This window comes from Prevotella sp. (assembly GCF_036570325.1).
Classification (GTDB): Bacteria; Bacteroidota; Bacteroidia; order Bacteroidales; family Bacteroidaceae; genus Prevotella.
Map to the genome: position 1 here is coordinate 68,930 of NZ_DATCYK010000127.1, position 18,875 is coordinate 87,804.

15 protein-coding genes are annotated in these 18,875 nt (G+C 47.6%); 10 read left to right on the plus strand and 5 right to left on the minus strand.

Features of this window, described 5'->3' with window-relative positions; genetic code table 11:
• Nucleotides 1–177 precede the first annotated feature (177 nt).
• Together VIR50_RS11400 and VIR50_RS11405 are read right to left on the minus strand one after the other, a co-directional pair.
• Nucleotides 178–1,269: a DUF4421 domain-containing protein gene (locus tag VIR50_RS11400; RefSeq protein ID WP_331935234.1), complete on the minus strand. Its 1,092-nt coding sequence runs from the start codon at nt 1,267–1,269 to the stop codon at nt 178–180.
• 63 nt (nt 1,270–1,332) lie between these two features.
• A complete protein-coding gene (locus VIR50_RS11405; protein WP_331935235.1) occupies nt 1,333–2,316 on the minus strand; it encodes a Gfo/Idh/MocA family protein in 984 nt (327 codons plus the stop codon).
• A gap of 89 nt (nt 2,317–2,405) precedes the next feature.
• Here VIR50_RS11405 and yihA point away from each other — a divergent pair, with 89 nt between their 5' ends.
• Both yihA and abc-f read left to right on the plus strand, forming a co-directional pair.
• Complete coding sequence (gene yihA / locus VIR50_RS11410; RefSeq protein ID WP_331935236.1) at nt 2,406–2,993, plus strand: ribosome biogenesis GTP-binding protein YihA/YsxC; 588 nt, start codon at nt 2,406–2,408, stop codon at nt 2,991–2,993.
• A gap of 6 nt (nt 2,994–2,999) precedes the next feature.
• Nucleotides 3,000–4,802: a ribosomal protection-like ABC-F family protein gene (abc-f, locus tag VIR50_RS11415; protein ID WP_331935237.1), complete on the plus strand. Its 1,803-nt coding sequence runs from the start codon at nt 3,000–3,002 to the stop codon at nt 4,800–4,802.
• A 21-nt stretch (nt 4,803–4,823) separates the two neighbouring features.
• Here abc-f and VIR50_RS11420 read toward each other — a convergent pair whose 3' ends face one another.
• From VIR50_RS11420 to VIR50_RS11430, 3 genes are read right to left on the minus strand one after another with little or no spacing between them, the layout of a single operon-like run.
• A complete protein-coding gene (locus tag VIR50_RS11420) occupies nt 4,824–5,411 on the minus strand; it encodes an ABC transporter substrate-binding protein (protein ID WP_331935238.1) in 588 nt (195 codons plus the stop codon).
• Nucleotides 5,411–6,136, minus strand: coding sequence for a DUF5932 domain-containing protein (locus tag VIR50_RS11425; protein ID WP_331935239.1), 726 nt, complete (start codon nt 6,134–6,136; stop codon nt 5,411–5,413). The genes VIR50_RS11420 and VIR50_RS11425 overlap by 1 nt, the downstream gene beginning before the upstream one ends.
• Nucleotides 6,137–6,152: 16 nt before the next feature.
• Nucleotides 6,153–9,575 carry a sensor histidine kinase gene (locus tag VIR50_RS11430; RefSeq protein ID WP_331935240.1) on the minus strand — a complete coding sequence of 1,141 codons (3,423 nt, stop codon included), beginning with the start codon at nt 9,573–9,575 and terminating at the stop codon, nt 6,153–6,155.
• Between the two features lie 237 nt (nt 9,576–9,812).
• Between VIR50_RS11430 and VIR50_RS11435 the strand changes: the two genes are divergently transcribed.
• The 8 genes from VIR50_RS11435 to VIR50_RS11470 all read left to right on the plus strand — a co-directional run bounded on the left by VIR50_RS11435 (nt 9,813) and on the right by VIR50_RS11470 (nt 18,696).
• Complete coding sequence (locus VIR50_RS11435) at nt 9,813–10,877, plus strand: LacI family DNA-binding transcriptional regulator (RefSeq protein WP_331935241.1); 1,065 nt, start codon at nt 9,813–9,815, stop codon at nt 10,875–10,877.
• Nucleotides 10,878–10,952: 75 nt separating this feature from the next.
• A complete protein-coding gene (locus tag VIR50_RS11440; protein ID WP_414703556.1) occupies nt 10,953–12,182 on the plus strand; it encodes a Na+/H+ antiporter NhaC family protein in 1,230 nt (409 codons plus the stop codon).
• 3 nt (nt 12,183–12,185) lie between these two features.
• On the plus strand, nt 12,186–12,881 hold the full coding sequence (locus VIR50_RS11445) for a hypothetical protein (protein WP_331935243.1): 696 nt from the start codon (nt 12,186–12,188) through the stop codon (nt 12,879–12,881).
• Between the two features lie 65 nt (nt 12,882–12,946).
• The gene (locus VIR50_RS11450; RefSeq protein ID WP_331935244.1) at nt 12,947–13,648 is read left to right on the plus strand and encodes a glycoside hydrolase family 25 protein; all 702 of its coding nucleotides are present in this window, start codon (nt 12,947–12,949) and stop codon (nt 13,646–13,648) included.
• A 13-nt stretch (nt 13,649–13,661) separates the two neighbouring features.
• Nucleotides 13,662–14,828, plus strand: coding sequence for a zinc ribbon domain-containing protein (locus tag VIR50_RS11455; protein ID WP_331935245.1), 1,167 nt, complete (start codon nt 13,662–13,664; stop codon nt 14,826–14,828).
• Nucleotides 14,829–15,430: 602 nt separating this feature from the next.
• Nucleotides 15,431–16,720 carry an NAD(P)/FAD-dependent oxidoreductase gene (locus VIR50_RS11460; protein ID WP_331935246.1) on the plus strand — a complete coding sequence of 430 codons (1,290 nt, stop codon included), beginning with the start codon at nt 15,431–15,433 and terminating at the stop codon, nt 16,718–16,720.
• A gap of 127 nt (nt 16,721–16,847) precedes the next feature.
• A complete protein-coding gene (locus tag VIR50_RS11465; RefSeq protein WP_331935247.1) occupies nt 16,848–17,171 on the plus strand; it encodes a cupin domain-containing protein in 324 nt (107 codons plus the stop codon).
• A 28-nt stretch (nt 17,172–17,199) separates the two neighbouring features.
• Nucleotides 17,200–18,696, plus strand: a complete 1,497-nt coding sequence (locus tag VIR50_RS11470) for a DUF438 domain-containing protein (RefSeq protein WP_331935248.1) — start codon at nt 17,200–17,202, stop codon at nt 18,694–18,696.
• The last annotated feature ends 179 nt before the right edge of the window (nt 18,697–18,875 follow it).

Consider the following 18,875-nt stretch of genomic DNA (forward strand, 5'->3'; position numbering starts at 1 on the left):
GAGAACCCACAAGCAAAGTAACACTGTTTACTTTTTACATAATGAATTGATTTACAAACAGATATTTAAAAAACAAAAAGTAGCCACTTTATCCTCAAACCAGCCGCTTCACCACAAAAAGACGCAGTAAAAGAAGAATGAAAGTAAAGATTTCGGAGGAAAATTAACAATTAGGAATCATCGCTTTCCAAAGTTGAAACCGACGTAAAAGTTGACGCTTCCAAAGGTAGAGTTGGTATGGAACAAGTCCTGCCTATAATTATAGGTATGGAAAATGGCACTTGCCCCGGCATACCAACGTGTATTGTTCCAAACCAAACCAAAGCGGCCTACGCCATCAAGATTGAAATTCTTGAAGTCGAAGTCACGGAAGATGAAGCTGCCACGGTCTTGTTCGCTCTTGGTATGCTTATAAGCGGCCGCCAACGATAGGGAAACATCGAACAAGAAGTTACGGGCAAACACCCAATTATAGGCATATCCCGCCGAAAGCGATATGTCTTTATAATTTACTTGGCTGCGAGTGAGCGATTGGTCGACCGTGCTAAAGGCGTCGGAACCTAACCGTTCTTGCGCCAAAGCGATGAGGCTCTGCCAATCAACATCGATTTTATGACTGGAATAGCTCACGCCAAAAAGCGGACTTCCTGCCGAACGACGCTGCACCGTGCTCTGACTGTAAGCTGCCGGATAGGAAAACTTACGATGATTGGTGATGTAATAAATATTAAAACCCTTGATACTGGCCTTAAAACCGCCAAAAGGAAGGTTCTCCATGGGCGACGTGTCGACGTCCTCTCCAAGGTTTATGCGCTTTACCCGATAATCATTTCCCGTCTTGCGGAAAAACAAATCTATACCCAATTGGCTGCTGTAAAGCGACAAGGAAAAGTCTTGTTTGCGATGACCACCCGTGTGTGTCAGGTCGAGCGTGTAGCCCAAAAACACCCATCGCCACCCTACGTAAGGCCCAATCTTATAGGTCGGCTCCGGCGAAAAGGTGACACTCTGCCCCCGCCGGTTATGTAACCGATAGACTTCGTAGGTGTTCGTGTTCTGCAACATGACCGTAAAATTGTAATGTTGCGGCTCTATGTAGTTGGTATCGACCCGTGAAAAGTCTTTCACAAACTCGTAAAGACCATTCAGGAACTTATTGGGTAACTGATGACGCGAAGCGGGTGCCACCGACAAACTGTCTTCCGCACCCCAAGCGAGCGTGGTAAAAGCTGTCAATAACAGAGAGAATAAAGTTCTTCGCAAAATCATTTCGGCGTCACATATTACTATTTTCAGAGGCTCATCACCCCATCATCAGGCCCCAAGCCCTCATCAAAGTTTTCCTAAAACACGGTCCATCACCCAGTTGACCGGCGTGGCGCTCACGCTCGTGGCCGAGCAGGAGCCTATGCCTTGCAGGTCTTCGATGACCGAACGGATGATGGGCAACTGCACATAAGGTGGATTGGGCACCCGAATACTCGTATGTCCTTCGCTGGTGATGACCTGAATCGGTGCGTAATCATAGACTGAGAACATGAGCGTTCCCTTCTCTCCCACCACCTCGATACAGTCTTCCTTGGCACTCTGATGGCCCACGAAGCACCACGAACCACTACCGGGCAGCCCGTTTTCAAAAAGAAAACAAGCACTGATAGAGTCTTCGGCCTGATAAAGATGAGCACGGTTGGCACAATAACCATGGGCCCGTGTAATCACGCCAAAGAGCTCTTGAATGATGTCAAGTTGGTGAGGAGCCAAGTCATAGAAGTAGCCTCCGCCGGCAATATCGGGTTGCAAACGCCACGGCAGCGCGGAGGTTTGCGTGTAATCAAGGTCACGCGGAGGTACCGAAAAACGAATCTGAACATTCGTGACATTACCGATAACACCGTCGTCGATAATGCGTTTGACTCTCTGAAAATAAGGAAGATAACGCCGGTAGTAGGCTACAAAACAAGGAACGCCCGTCTGCTGGCTGATACGATTGATGCGTGCGCAGTCTTCATAGCTGGCCGCTAAAGGTTTCTCTACGTAAACCGGTTTGCCCGCCAGCATGGCCATGATGGCAAAAGTGGCATGACTGCTGGGAGGAGTCGCTATATAAACGGCGTTGACTTCAGGATCATCAATGAGCTCTTGTGCGTCGGTGTACCACTTAGGCACCTGATGTCGCTCGGCATAGGAGCGCGCTTTAGCCTCATTTCTACTCATTACGGCTACTACACGTGAGCCCGGCACCTCGTTGAAAGCCGGTCCCGACTTCTTCTCCGTTACTTCACCGCAGCCAATAAAACCCCAACTAATTAGCTTCATTTGTCAATCTGGCCTTTATAAAACGTATATTCTCATGCAAAGATAATATTTTTTTTATTACCTTTGCAACAATTACAGTACTATTGTATATGGAAATCAAGAAAGCAGAATTTGTCATTTCCTCGCCTATGGTGAGCAAATGTCCCACGAATGAACTGCCCGAATTCGCATTTATAGGCCGGTCGAACGTGGGCAAATCCAGCCTCATCAATATGTTGTGCAACAAGCGTCAACTGGCCAAGACATCCTCCACGCCGGGCAAGACACTCCTCATCAATCATTTCATTATCAATAACGAATGGTATTTGGTGGACTTGCCGGGCTATGGCTTTGCGAAACGGTCAAAATCGGAACGCGACAAGTTGGAGCAGATGATTCGCAGTTATGTGTTGCAGCGTGACCAGCTTGTCAATCTCTTCGTACTGATCGACATTCGACATGAGCAGCAGAAGATAGATCGGGAGTTCATCGACTGGCTGGGAATGAGCGGAATTCCTTTCTCCATTATCTTCACCAAAGCCGATAAGTTAGGGCCGGGAAAGGCCAAGCAGAACGCACAGAATTGGCTCAACCAACTGAAAGACGTGTGGGAGGAGTTGCCTCCCTCGTTTATCACTTCGTCAGAGAAGAAGATAGGACGTGACGAAGTATTGGACTATATCGAAAAATTTATTTAAGGAACCATGGCAGTCCCCTATATGGATATACAGAACTTGAGCAAACGATTCGGCGCTCAAGTTCTTTTTGATAACATCAATTTCTCAATAGCCGAGGGCCAACGGGTAGGTCTCGTGGCGCAGAACGGCACAGGAAAGTCGACCCTGCTAAGTATCATCACGGGCCATGAAGGCAAGGACGGTGGCGACATCATCTTCAAGAACGACCTGCGATTGGGCTATTTGGAGCAGAGTCCGAAGTTTGCCCCCGGCGATACCGTGCTCGACGCATGCTTCAATCATCAGGGCAATCCGGAGCGAATACTGAAAGCCAAGCAAATTCTGACGCAACTCAAGATTACCAACTTGGAGAAGCCCATGGCACAATTGAGCGGTGGGCAGCAGAAAAGAGTGGCGTTGGCCAACGTGCTCATTACCGAGCCCGACCTGCTTATCCTCGACGAACCCACCAACCATTTGGATTTGGAAATGATAGAATGGCTTGAAGGTTTCCTTAGTCGTGGCAACAAAACACTGCTCATGGTCACTCACGATCGCTTTTTCTTAGACCGGGTGTGCAACCTTATCATTGAACTTGATAACCAAAAGATTTATACTTATAGGGGAAATTATAGCTATTATTTGGAAAAACGGCAGGAGCGTATCGACAACACACGAGCCGAGATAGCCCGGGCCAACAATTTGTATCGCACGGAATTGGAATGGATGCGTCGCATGCCACAAGCCCGAGGCCACAAAGCCCGCTATCGGGAAGAGGCTTTCTACGAGTTGGAGGCTACGGCCAAACAACGAATTGAAGAGCGACAAATACGCTTAAAGGCCGGCAATGTGTATATAGGTTCAAAGATTTTTGAATGTCAATACATCAGTAAGACATTTACCGATGAGCCTATCGACGGCGTAACGCCCCCGCAGCAGACCATTATCCTAAAGGATTTCTATTATAATTTTGCCCGTTTTGAGAAGATGGGAATTGTCGGTAACAACGGCACAGGCAAGTCCACGTTCATCAAAATGTTGCTGGGATTGGTACAACCCGACAGCGGCCGGTTTGATATTGGCGAGACTGTAAGATTCGGTTACTTCTCACAAGAGGGATTGAAGTTCAGGGATGATCAGAAAGTTATTGATGTCATTACCGATATTGCCGACTATATCGACTTAGGACGAGGCCGCCACATGACGGCCAGCCAATTCCTTCAATATTTTATGTTCAGTCCCGAGCAACAGCACAACTTTGTCTATAAGCTCAGCGGAGGTGAGAAACGCAAGCTCTATTTGTGTACCGTGCTCATGCGCAATCCTAATTTCTTGGTGCTCGATGAGCCTACCAATGATTTGGATATACAAACTTTGCAAGTGTTGGAAGAGTATCTGCAAGATTTCCCCGGCTGCGTTATCGTAGTGAGCCACGACCGCTATTTCATGGATAAAGTGGTAGACCATCTGCTGGTTTTCAAAGGAGAAGGCGTTGTACAAGACTTCCCCGGCAACTACACACAGTTCCGTCAATACAGTCAATTACAAAGCAAGGAAGCCGAGAACGAGACCAAGAGCAAGGATGTTTCCAAGAAAGATTATCACCACGACACCCGTCGTAAGATGACATTCAAGGAAAAAAGGGAATTTGAACAGCTCGAAAAAGAAATACAAGCGCTCGAGGCCGAGCAGCAAAAGATAGAGGAAGAGCTGTGTAGTGGCACTCTTTCCGTGGATGAACTGACCGAGAAAAGCAAACGCTTGCCGGCCTTAAAAGATGAACTTGATGAGAAAGGAATGCGCTGGTTGGAGCTTTCAGAACTCGCATAAAGCCCCCAACCGCATATTCTTTTAAAGGAATACGAAGCAAAAAGAATTATATACTTGCATCAATAGTATATATACGAAAAACCATCCCGCATATTTTCGTATGCCAAACGACAAGAGGTCGAATAATTGCTCCAAACGGTCTACATGCCCGCTGACCCATGAATAGGTAAGACTGAATAGGCTCAAGGAAAAGCATACCACCGGTATCAGGCTCCATGAGAAGCTGCTTGGAAACAATTCTCCATCGATATTGGCCAATACCGCATGGGGAAGTAAGGTCAGCAAGCCCATAACCACGAGGATTATTACCAACTCTATCCAGACAATAGTCATGGCAAAGCGCTCCCGATAGGAACGTTCATGGCGTCGTTTAAGGAGCTGGCTCCGCTCAACAGCCCCCAATGCCATAAACACCAGCACCATCCAAGCGAATGTTGGCGACCCCATATTGAATGAGAATTGGCCAAAGAACCATCTGATACCTTCACTACTCAACAACGATCTTACCGAAAGTTCAGGCATGGCTGCCGTGATAAACCATGAGGACAATATCAAAATGAGTTCCATGATGGCCAAGGCCAGCGATAAAAATGATAGTTTGGAATTCATTATTCTTCGTCAGGCTGCAAATTATCTATATCAAGTATCCTTAGTTCAAAAGCCCTTACAACCAATCGAGTGGCATTGATACCCAAGCGGCCATTGCCATCGGGGAAAAGTTTTTGTACCAACTCATTTTGCCGTTTCTCCAAACTTTTCACGCCAAAGGGCATACCTCGAAGATTAGTTATTTGCTCCTTGGTATATCCCAAGGCCAAATGACGCAGGAAACGTTCGTCATATTCATCTATCTCATAGTTGACTAAAGCCTCCTGACGCATAATCTGATTGTTCACACTATGCTTGAATCGATCAACAATCTTTTCCATAATGGGCTGATTGAAAACCAGCTTCTTGCCATTCATCACGCTGGCCACATCGCCTCGGGTCAGCAGTTCGCCACTCTTTAAGATGATTCCGTCGCATCCCGCATCCAAGACGTCGACCCATAACTTCTCGTTAAGGATTTCTCCGGTAAAGATAAGTACCTTGATGTCAGGATAGCTTTCTTTGGTATGACGGCATATTTCCACCCCTATCGTTGTTGAGCCGCCAAGTCCCAAATCGAGCAGAACCAAGTCGGGCTTGTCTGCTTTCAACAGTTTCCAATAACTGGATTCGTTTTCCGCGGTACCGATAATCTCAGCCTCCGGAATGTCATTTCTGATAATACCTTCTGTTCCTTTTAACTCCAAAGGAACATCTTCCACGATTATAATCTTAAATGGATCCATATCTATTTTTACTTTATTATAATTCTATTTTAGCCATCATGGCCTTTGGCAAAGTTATCTCCACCATGATTTCTTTATCATTCAGCCGATGCGCAAGTATGCCACAACCTCGCATATTGGTCATTTCACCCACCTCACGCACTATCTGTCGGCAAATCATAAACTCTATATTGACCGACAACGGCGTGAAAAGAACGGCACATTGCTCATCTGTGAGCGTGACACCGACCAACCGATTCTTTACAACAACGTAGTTTTGATTGTGTTCCGTCACCTCTATGCTTGCCGATTGACACTTGCTTAGCTTTTTCAACATGTCCAACAAGTATCTCAACATAGCTTTATCCATCTTCAAGTCATAATCTAACTGCATCATGGCTTGCTCACTTAAAATGGAATAAAGCATTTTATAATAGCTGGCAAGTTCGCCAATGCCCTGAAGATTTTTCTCACGTCCCTCTTCCATCAGCCGACTGATACGAGACGGATAATACATGGTTTCGTGCTTCAAAGTGGATAAACAGTTATCCAAAACGTTATTGCTGACATATAGACGTGCCTCCTCAAACTGCAAACGCCTTAGCTCGTCACGAGTCAAATCTATGTTGTCTTGCCAGTTTTGCTTATTCTGAATGCTTCCTTTCAATGCCATGCGGATTTGATTCACTATGTCTGCCAATTTATTTTCACGCCCACTGAGATAACGTTTGCGGCGATTCCATATCAAATCAAGCTGTTCCAATTTCTCTTGTGCGGACAAATCAGACAGCAATTTGTCATTGATTTTGTTAATAAGCTCCACACAATACCGGTAGAACACGACATGTCGATAGTACAAAAAGTAATAAGCAGGGAATATACTCAGCAAAAGCAACACCAATAAAATCATGGCAACGTTCTTACTGTTCTCACTCCGTTGCATGACACGCACATAGTTATCAAGCGTATTGTCGGCCGACATCTTGCGGAAAAGCTGCGTATAAACTTTATTATTAGCCCTATATAGCTCCCATTTATGCAATGCCAAGGCAGCGATAGCCGTCTCATTCTTCACATCAAGCAGCACTAAATAATAATCACGGTTACGCAATCGCTTGGGAATGGCACGTAAATACTTGCTCGTAGAGTCACTGAAAGCCAATGCTTTCTCATAAGTGCCATTGATATTAGCGAAATAAACGCTGTCAGCATAGCGGGAAGCATTGTAAAGTTCATGGCGATGTTGGTACACTTTGCCGAAAACAACATGGTCATCTTTGGCCATTGCCTGTCCCAAAGCTACGATAGGAAGCAACAACACCAGCAAGGTTCTGACCACGCCTTTGGGCAATCGGAAAAAGAATCGACTGCCCGCACCCTTTTGACTTGTGGCTCCAATCATGCAAACATTGAAAACTGTACTGCTAATCTTCTTATACTTTTCGATGATTCCCTTACAATTCATCAATCCGAAGCCATGCTCTCCCTTCATCGGTTTGTGGTCGAAGATATGCGTCAATTGCTCTTCATCCATTCCGCAGCCATCATCCGTGACTGATATTTCCACATAAGAACCGGCTTCTTCGGCAGAAACAATAACGCTACCGCCTTTCTTTGTGAACTTACGAGCGTTATCCGCAATGGTATTAATCATGAAAAGCGTCAGTGTCTTGTCAGCTTTCACAACCGCGGTCGTGTCCTTCACCTCCAGTTGAACGCCTCTCAGGCTAAAACTCATTTGCCCTTTGGACACAAGAGAGAATAATTCTGACAGCGGGAAACTTTCTATACGCAGTTGCAGTTCGCCTTGTCTTAACTGAATCCAATGGGTCAGAATATCATTATATTGATTGATTTGACCGGTCAACTCCGCAATATAATCAAAGCGTTGGACCCTGATACGCTCGTCTTCTCTTGCTTGTGACAAACGGTTTATCTCATTTAAGATTCGATCAATAAACGGAGTCACACTGTTGACCAAAGCCACTTTCGCCCGTTGCTCCACATTCCTTTTCCTATTATTCAGCACATGTAAATGGGCTATTTCTATCTGTTCATCAACCTCTTCGTTCTGTTCTTTCAATCGAACCATGTCCTGCGCCTCGCGACGGTTCCACTGCCTCAAAGGCTCCAACAGCTCCTCAAGTGATTCTTCTGAATCTTTCTTTCTACGCATCCACGAAAACAAGAAGAGCAATGCTACCACTAAAAGAATCATCACTCCAACTCCTATCAGCATGATATTCAATTGCACGGCAGAAGCGTCCAACTGTGCCGCACGCGCATCAAGCTGTCTGTCCTGTCGTGTCATTTCTTGCATGTCGAGATAGATGTTCCTATTGTAGTCACTATTGGGCTTATCATCTATCGCCGAGTAAGCTAATGACAACTGTTCACGTATAGACGCCACCAAATCAGGGGCACGATTGATGACTGTATCTTCCTCCAAAGCGTCATTCAAACAAATTAAGGCACTGCGATAATCCTTTAAATCCCAGTAGCAACCGGCCAATGTACGATAAGCTCCGGCCGTTTGATACACATCACCATAATCCGCAAACAGCTCAGTGGCTCGCTCCGCCAAGTTACCTGCCAAGAGAGAATCCGGCATGTGGTCAGTATTGATGAACTTCATTGCCGGTAAATTGTCCCTTATCAGCGTATCACGCAACGACGCCCGACGCAAATGCTCACTGATAGCCTGCAGGGAATTCGCCTCCCAATACACATATCCGTGCTTCATCGCACCTATAAGGCATTGCACTAAATAATCAAATTCAAGCTGACTGATTTCCTTTGGAGTTCCTTCCGTGATGATTCCACCAGCTCCCACATTATAATAATAAGCCAACAGCTGGGCCGTGTCTTTAATGATTTCACCATTAGGCTCTATCTGCTTCATCGACTCACTCGACTTACGGGGCAATCCTATATAATAAAAATAGGTGGATTCCACTATCGTAAACTCACTATTGGCATAAATAAGACGCGCCTTCTGCCGCCGGGTCAGCTCATTGGCTCCTTCCTTTATACGCTTCCGACACCATGTAGCCTGCTGTCGAAAGATATAGAAATCCTTATTGCGTGATTGACGTTGGCACAATCTCATTTTCTGAACATTGGCCACATACAACTCCAGCTGGTTATCGCTCTTATTCAAGACCTCATCCAACAACCCGTTGGCCCCATCATAATCCATTCGGGCTATCTTGACAAAGGCCAAGTTGTTCATGGCTTCAGCCCATCCGGCGTCATATCTTTTGGCCAGATTCAGCGCCCTTTCCGCCAAAACCTTCGTTGAATCCAAGCTCCTATAATGAAAAGCATAGGAAGCCCGGTTAAGTTTGTCAACCTCACTGTTATATGTTGGTTCACAAGCTAATAAGAAAGAAAAAACTCCAAGGACCAGAAGTCCCGGAAGACTCTTATACAATAAATATGGAAGTCTCGGCTTTTGCAAAACGTTATAATTGAGGTTCTTCAGAACTTGTATGCTCCTTGCAAAAATACAGAATAATCCCCAAAGGCAGAAACAAAACCTCAAAAATACACACAATCACACAAAAATAGACTGTGCGTTTGTGCTGATTCCAACATTTATTGCTAATTTTGCATCATTTATAAGACCGGTGTGCGTGCACAATCATGTATTTTGCAAGACACACAAAGCCCAAAGTGTCAAAATAAGAACTAAATAATGACAGAGAAAATCCGCATTAAGGACATTGCCGAGAGAGCCTGTGTCTCAGTAGGAACAGTGGATCGTGTATTGCACAACCGCCCCAACGTGTCGCCGTCAGCCCGCGAGAAAGTAGAGAAAGCGCTGAAGGAAATGAACTATCAGCCCAACATGTATGCAAGCGCATTGGCTTACAACAAATCCTATCAAATTCAAATCGTTTTGCCCAAGCATGAGTCCGAGGCTTATTGGGAGGAGATAGAAGAAGGCGCCCGCAAGGCCATGGAAGCCCGAAGGGATTTCCATATCAACGTCAGTTTCCACTATTATGAGCGTTTTAACAACCCTTCTTTCATCAGCGTGTATGAAAAATGCCTTTCTGCCCAGCCCGATGGCGTCATCATCGTGCCGTCGACGCTGGAGATAACCCGCAGTTTCACCGACCAGCTCCATAAGTTTGATATTCCCTTTGTCCTGCTCGACTCCTACATGCCCGACCTGAAGCCCTTGTCGTTCTTCGGTCAGGACTCTTTCGCCAGTGGCTTCTTCGCGGCTAAAATGCTCATGCTGATAGCCTCACAAGAGAAAGAAATCATGCTGATGAAGCATACCAAGGACGGCATTGTTGTCAGCAAGCAGCAAGCCAATCGTGAAGTGGGCTTCCGCCATTACATGCGCGACCACTTCCCAAGTATCAAGATTACCGAGCTCGAGCTGCCGTTGGGCATGTCACGGAAAGAATTTGACAAGATATTAGAGCAATTCTTCCACGCTCATCCCGACATACATCACTGCATCACCCTGAACTCCAAGGCCCATTTGGTAGGCGATTTTCTCCTGCGTCATAACCACCGTGACATTCAGATCATGGGCTACGACATGGTTGCAAAGAACGCGGAGTGCCTGCTCCAAGGCAGTATTTCCTTCCTCATAGCGCAGCATGCCTACCAACAAGGCTACAGTTGTGTAGACACATTGTTCCAAGCCATCGTGCTAAAGAAGAAAGTTCAACCCGTCAATTACATGCCGATAGAGCTTCTATGCAAAGAAAACGTAGAATTCTATCGCAGGACCCAATTATAAGTCACAACTCAATTGAATACAAGAAAAGGCATAGTGGCCCTTTCGCCACTACTGATATTAATTATATTCATCGTAATATTTACGGTGTACTCCGTTGATAAGACCAAGAGCGAGCCCAACCTTTCGCTCTCCGTCGCCTTCATGATTTCCAGCATTTATGCCATTATCATTTCCGGTGGGCTACCCATCAAGAAGCGCATAGATACTTACAGCAAAGGCGCCGGCGCCACAAATCTCATGCTCATGCTGTGGATTTACGTGCTGGCAGGAGCCTTCTCGGCATCAGCCCAACAGATGGGAGCCATCGACGCCACCGTAAATTTAGCCTTGGAACTGCTACCCGCCAACCTCCTTTTGCCGGGATTGTTCCTCGCGTCCTGCTTTATCTCCCTATCCATCGGCACCAGCGTGGGCACGGTCGTGGCCTTGGTACCCATCGCGGCCGGCCTTTCCCATTCCACGGGGTTCAACGCTACCATGATGACAGCCGTCATCGTGGGTGGTGCTTACTTTGGCGATAACCTATCGTTCATATCCGATACCACCGTCGTAGCTACGCAAACACAAGGTTGTAAGATGAGTGATAAGTTCAGAGTCAACTTCCGTATCGTAGCCCCGGCGGCCCTTCTCGTGCTGTGTGTCTATGCCCTGATTGGTCGAAACATAACAGAGCCGGCACAGACGGTACCCGTGGAATATCTCAAAGTTACACCTTATTTAATAGTACTCATCACCGCCATCGCCGGAATGAACGTCATGGCCGTACTCACACTCGGCCTCTTGCTCTGCGGAATCATAGGTATGATAGACGGCAGCTACAATATCTACGGATGGTTTGCCGCCATGGGCGACGGTGTCTTGGGCATGGGCGAGCTTGTTATCATAGCCATGATGGCCGGAGGCATGCTCGAAATCATCCGAAAGAATGGCGGTATCGACTTCATCATCAGCAAACTGACCGCCCGTATCAATGGAAAACGGGGTGCCGAGTTCTCTATCGCGGCCTTGGTGTCGCTGGTCAATGTCTGCACCGCTAACAACACGGTCGCCATACTCACCGTAGGAAGCATATCAAAGAACATCGCTGACCGTTTCGGAATAGACAATCGCAAGGCCGCCAGCATACTTGACACCTTCTCTTGCTGTGTTCAAGGGCTCATACCTTACAGCGCCCAGATTCTGTTAGCGGCCGGATTGTCAGGCCTCAACCCCATTCAGATTATCCCCTACCTCTTCTATCCGATGGCCATTGGCGTCGTATCGCTGCTGGCCATAGCCTTCAGGTATCCCAAACAATACAGCTAAACCATGGAAATCATTAAACGGAACTTGTTCACCAAGCTGCGTGCCGACAACTTCAAGACCGGAGAGAGGCTTGAACCGATGTCGAATTTCAAAACAAGAAAGATGATCGGCATGCTTCGCAACATAGCCGACATGCCCGCCGGCGAAGTGATGATGGCCAATCCGCTGCTCAATCGCAGGCTCAAACACCTGCAAGAGAAAGAACGATTACAAGAAACACCATCCTTGGAGACCATCTACATGCTCCGAATCATCGTCAGCAACGTAAACGCCACGATGAGTCACGGTATTCCTATCCGTGGTATCATACAGTTAGGACAGTACATCCGTACCCGGGGACCCAAGGTTGATTACGCCAAATTAGAGCAATGGCTCGGCCAGCTCCACATCCTGCGCATGGCCCAATTACAAGGTACCATCCTCATTCATTGCTTTGGTTTCAATGCCGACGAGCTTCCTTTCGTGAAAAGAATGGAGAAACATGCCATGCAACTTGTCATACGAACCATTACCAATACTGAAAAAGACATACAAGCATGGCATTTCAAGCAAAGCAAAGGAGGTTTTGTCTACAACAACTCCACCCTCTTGCGCCGCAACCTACGCCGTTCCCTGCGCTATTATCGCTACGCTCCCATCGAAGACATGAGCTATTTCGTGAGGAGTTTTGGCCGCAGTTTGTCCGAAATAGAAGAATGATAATTATTTTTAATTCTATGGCTTGTTTGCCCCTTTTCAAGTAATTTTCGTTTAACTTTGCATTTATGAACAAGATACTTAAAGCATTTCTTTTATTGGCAATCCCCCTTTTTTCTCTCCATGCCCATGCGCAGAACGACTACATACAGTGTGAGGACACGTGTAACCACGTGCATGGCATTGACCTGAGCCACTATCAGGGCAACGTGTTTTGGGAAACCGTGGGCGACAATACCAAGATGGCATACGTCTATCTCAAAGCTACGGAAGGCGGAGACCGCATTGATGACAAATACGAGAGCAACATAGAATTGGCCCACAAATATGGGTTGAAAGTAGGGTCGTACCACTTTTTCCGACCCAAAACCGACTTACAGAAACAGCTCAACAACTTTGTGCTCCAATGCAGGCCCAGCGAACAAGACCTCATTCCCATGATTGATATTGAGACAAAGAGCGGTCTCGACACGGAAGAGTTTTGCGATTCGCTCTTCAAATTCCTGAAAATGGTCGAGCATGTCTATGGCCAAAAGCCCTTGCTTTATACTTTCACCAACTTCTACGACCGCTACCTGCTGGGCAAAATCAACGACTATCCGCTGATGATAGCCCAATACACCGCCCGTGTGCCCGTACTCAAGGACGAGCGCGACTACACCATGTGGCAATACACCGGTAAAGGCCACATCAACGGTATCAACGGTTATGTAGACAAAAGCAGGTTCATGGGCCAGCACTCGCTTAGAGAAATCAGATTCAGACACTAATAAACAACAAACTATGGCTATCATCAAATGTCCCGAATGCGGACATCCCGTCAGTGACAAAGCACCCGTATGCCCGCAATGCGGCGTAGAAATAGCGGGTAAGATTACCCGTTGCCCCCAATGTGACGAGGTTTATTTCAAGGAGGAAAAAGCCTGTCCCCACTGCCACAACGTGGCTGCGGCCGACCAACCGGCTGCCCCCGAGCGTCCCCTGACGCCACCGGCACCTCCCGTTCCGCCTACCCCGCCACAAGTTCCCACCCCACCCGAACCTGCGGCTGACGACAACCGCCGTCCACAACCCGCCCCGAAGAACAGCGGCAAGTCAGTACTCATCATCAGTTTCATCGTGGCTGCCATCGTCTGCGCCGGCCTATGGTATTTCTATACCGAAGGAAATAAGAAGAAAGAGCTTGAGGCTTACGAGTACGCCCTGAAGAATTCAGATCCCGCCGTTCTGCAAAGCTACCTCGATACCTACACGGAGGCACCCCAAGCTCACCGTGATTCCATTCAAGCCCACCTGACATTGCTCCAGCAAATCGACCGTGAATGGAACGACGCGTTGGTCAACAACTCTAAGGAAGCCTTTGAAAACTACCTCGAGAACCATCCCAATTCGCCGCATAAAGCCGAGGCCGAGCACAAGATTGACTCACTCGACTGGATCGCCGTGGCCGAAATGGATAGCGAAGACGCCTATCGTAGCTACTTGGAAGACCACCCCAACGGCGAGCATGTGGACGAAGCCAACGACGGACTGAAGAAGATTAGCGCCAAGACCGTGCAGCCCCAAGAGCGTCAGATGATTAGTGGCGCCTTCCGAAACTTCTTCCAAAGTGTCAACAATCGTGACGAAGAAGCGCTCCGTTCCACGGTCAGCAGCCTGCTGACATCGTTCCTTGGCAAGCCCGACGCAACGAAAGGCGACGTCGTAACCTTCATGCACAAGATTTATAAGGAGGACATCAAGGCCATGACATGGCGTTCCAATGGCGATTACAAGATTGACAAGAAGGAAGTGGGCGATGAGGAATACGACTACACCGTCAATTTCTCCGTTATCCAAGAAGTCCAGAAAACCGACGATACCACGACGAGCAATCGTTTCAAAGTAAAGGCCCGGGTGAATCCCGATGGCGAAATATCCGAATTCAACATGACAAAAATCATGGAATAACACCACGGACTTCGTTTGCAAAGATAGAAAGGTTAACCATTAAACATGGTTAACCTTTCTGCGTTAAAGGGCTGTCCGTTCTCCTCATTCAGGAAAATGAACGTTTTTTAGCAATTCAGATATTTCTTTACAAAAGCCCGGTCATTTTCCGCACGCTCAAGAAAAAGTCTGCTTTAACCGCTTTTTCTGCTTATTGAAAACAAAGAAATATCTCATTAATTATCAAGTGTTTACAAATTTAATCTACTCTTTTACTTTCTACTTTTCGACTTCAGAAGGCCCGATAGCTATGCTTTTACCTTGCGAAAGAACTCTTGACACCACGCCAAAGCATACTGACAAGAAGGCGAAAGCACCGCTTTGACAAAACTGCCACGGACATTTCATCTCCTCACCGCCCTTCCCATAGCCACCCAAGTCTGCTATCTCTACATTTCAAACACCGAATAAGGTAGAACAAAAGTGTTAAATTTTGACATTTTCCTTTACATTTTCATCGTTTTAACTGCCTTCGGAGCGTCCCTTGGCATAGCTATTGCTCCACCCATGAACAAAGGGATAACGCCCTGAAAGAATCTACATTAAATAAGAAGAAGCCGGTTATGAGAGCTAACATTAGAAGAAACGAACAGCGCAGGGTCGTCATCGTGGGTGGCGGTCTCGGAGGATTGAGATTGGCCTTGCAGCTAAAAGACACGGGGTATCAGGTAGTGCTGATCGACAAGAACAATTATAATCAATTTCCACCCCTGATCTATCAGGTGGCCTCAGCCGGTTTGGAACCGAGCAATATCTCGTTTCCCTTCCGCCGAATGTTCCAAAACAACAAGAATTTCTTTTTCCGAATGGGCGAGGTAAACGCCATCAATACCGACGAAAAGACCATCCACACCTCGTTTGGTACCGTCCATTATAACGACCTTGTGCTGGCCGCGGGCGCCACAACCAACTTCTTTGGCAACAAGAACTTCGAGAACCACACCTTTCCCATGAAGACTGTCGGCGAGTCGATGCAGCTACGCAACACGATACTTGCCCGCCTTGAGGAAGCCGAATGTCAGGACGATGAGGCCAAACGTGAGGCGCTTATGACAATAGTCGTTGTAGGTGGTGGCCCATCGGGTGTGGAGATAGCCGGCGCACTGGCCGAAATGAAGCGAACGGTGATTCACCGTGACTATCCCGACTTGTCTGCCCGGCTCCATATTTACCTCATCAATGCCGACGACCGCTTGCTAAAGAGCATGGACCCACAGTCTTCCGCCCAAGCCGAAGACGACCTGAAAGGCATGGGAGTGCATGTAAGACAAAACAGCAAGGTGGTGGATTATGTCGACAAGGAGGTGGTTTTGGAAAACGGGACCCGCATTCCCGCCGAAACGGTGGTATGGGTCAGCGGTATCGTTGCCAACCAAATAGAAGGCCTGCCGACTGACTCCATTGGCCGTGGGCGCCGCATTCTTACCGACCGTTTCTGCCGTGTGAAAGGTGTGGAGGATGTCTATGCCATCGGCGATCAAAGTCTTGTAGAGGGTGACCCGACCTACCCTTACGGCCATCCGCAATTGGCTCAGGTGGCCATGCAGCAGGCCTCGACCGTGGCCGATAACCTCATACGGGCCGACCGTGGGCAAACGCCCCGCCCCTTCAGCTATCGTAACTTGGGCACCATGGCCACCATAGGGCGCAAGAAGGCCGTGGCCGAGATAGGGAAGCTCAAATTCGGCGGGCTGTCGGCATGGATGTTGTGGCTCATTGTGCACCTGCGCTCTATTCTTGGAGTCAAGAACAAGACTGCCGTTTTCCTCAACTGGGTGTGGAACTACCTGAATTACAAGCAGAGCCTGCGCCTCATTCTCAAGGCCACCGGCAAGCCCACTGATAACAGGTAACATTTGTTACCGCTCTCAGGAGTGTGCGGTGGCATTTGTTACGGCAAGCAACGAGCGGGGACAAACGGCATGTTTTTTGCACCATTTCGATAAAAAAGAAGTATTCATTTAAAACATTTTGAAAACGATGGCACAGTTTGAAAAAGGCAAGACCTTTGTTCCCGGAGAGTTGATAGACTACGCTGAAGGCGGCGTTGTGAGTAAAGAATTGGTCCATAGCGGTGCCGGCAGTGTTACGCTCTTTGCCTTCGACCAAGGACAAGGGCTCTCCGAACACACGGCTCCCTTTGACGCGCTCATTCAGGTGATTGACGGTGAGCTTGAGTTAACTGTCAATGATGCGCTGTTTATCATAGCCGCCGGGCAGAGCTATATGATTCCCAGTGGAGCCCGCCACGCCCTTCATGCAGCCCGGCCGTTCAAAATGATGTTGACCATGATTCGCGGTTAGCAGCCGTTTCACCCACAACCCTAACAATATGAGCAAGAAAATAGATTTCAGCAAGTCGGTTTTTGAGTTGGTACAGCAATATCCCGAACTCGTCGACATCATGGCCTCACTCGGCTTTTCAGAGATAAAGAAAAAGGTAATGCTCCACTCCGTGGGCAAACTTATTACCATTCCCAAGGGAGCGGTCATGCGGGGTATCAGCATGATTGACGTCATCACCCGCCTGCAAGAGCATGGATTCGAGATAACGGGCAGCCGTCCCGAAGCGCAATCCCCTATATATAATAAGGTGGGGAAACCTGCCTTCTTAAAAGACAAACTCACTTATGACCGCTCGGCTGCCGAGACCGACAACCGAATAGCTTTGTTGAAATCCTATCTGCGCAGGCTGAGCGATGGTGAGGAGTTGGAAAAAGTGAGGGCCGACTTTGCCGCTCGCTTCCATGACGTGGCGGCTTCGGAAATCATGCAGGCCGAGCAAGAGCTTTTGAAAGAGGGCACTCCGTTGAAAGAGGTGCAGCGATTGTGCGATGTACATTCGGCCCTATTCCACGGCAAAACACGAGAAGAGAGCACCGAAAATGCCGAAAAGGAAATAAAAGCTGCGGCACTGGCGCTTATCGACGGCCATCCTTTGCAAACTTTCTATCGGGAGAACGAGGCCCTAACTCCCCTCATAGAGCAAGCCCTCCAAATGCTCTCGGAAGGTCAGGACATCGGCGACGCCATCGAAAAGATACGGGGTATAGCCATTCATTATGCCAAGAAAGGCGACCTGCTCTATCCACATTTGAAAGTGAAATATGACGTTTCGGGGCCTTCACAAGTCATGTGGACCGTTGATGATGAAATCCGTGACGAGCTCGGACGCCTATCCCGGCAGCCTGCCCACGATGAAACGTGGAACCAACGGGCCAAGGATGTGCTCAACCGAGCATTGGAAATGGCCTATAAAGAGAACAATATCCTCTTCCCGCTTTGCGCCGCCAACTTCACGGAAAGCGAGTGGCAGCAGATTTACAAGGATGGTAAAGACTATGCGCCGTGCCTCGGTGTGGAGGCCGGAATATGGCCCGAAGCCGAACAACAGACCTCCGCAGTCCCACAACAGCAACAAGACAAGATCGTCATGCCCGGCGGAGCGCTCACGCCCGAGCAGCTTACGGCCATGCTCAACACCCTTCCTATGGAAATAACCTTTGTCGATGCGGATAACATCAACCGCTACTTTAACGAAGGACCTAAGCTCTTCAAGCGGCCACAGATGGCATTGGGGCGAGAGGTTTTCAGTTGTCATCCTCCTAAAATCGAAACAATGGTACGGGCCATCATCGAGGATTTCCGTACCAACAAGCGCAGCCAACTACCCGTTTGGATGGAAAAGAACGGCCGGTCCATGCTGGTTAACTACATGGCTGTCAGAGATTATGAGGGAAAATACTTAGGTACGGTGGAAGTAGTGCAGGATATGGAATTTGCCAAGCAGCACTTCCTTGGGCAAAAGTCTGCCGAGAGCACAAAATAACAATCGGCAAACAGAAAAATCATAAGCTACGAAACCAAATGTAATAGTATGAGTTAATAATTATTAAACATCGGAAGTAATCCCATGTAACTCATTGGCTTTGAAGAAAATTATTCGTAATTTTGCGCCCGATTTATGCCGCATAGGCGGCTAAGTGTTAATTAATATAAAGTCTAACT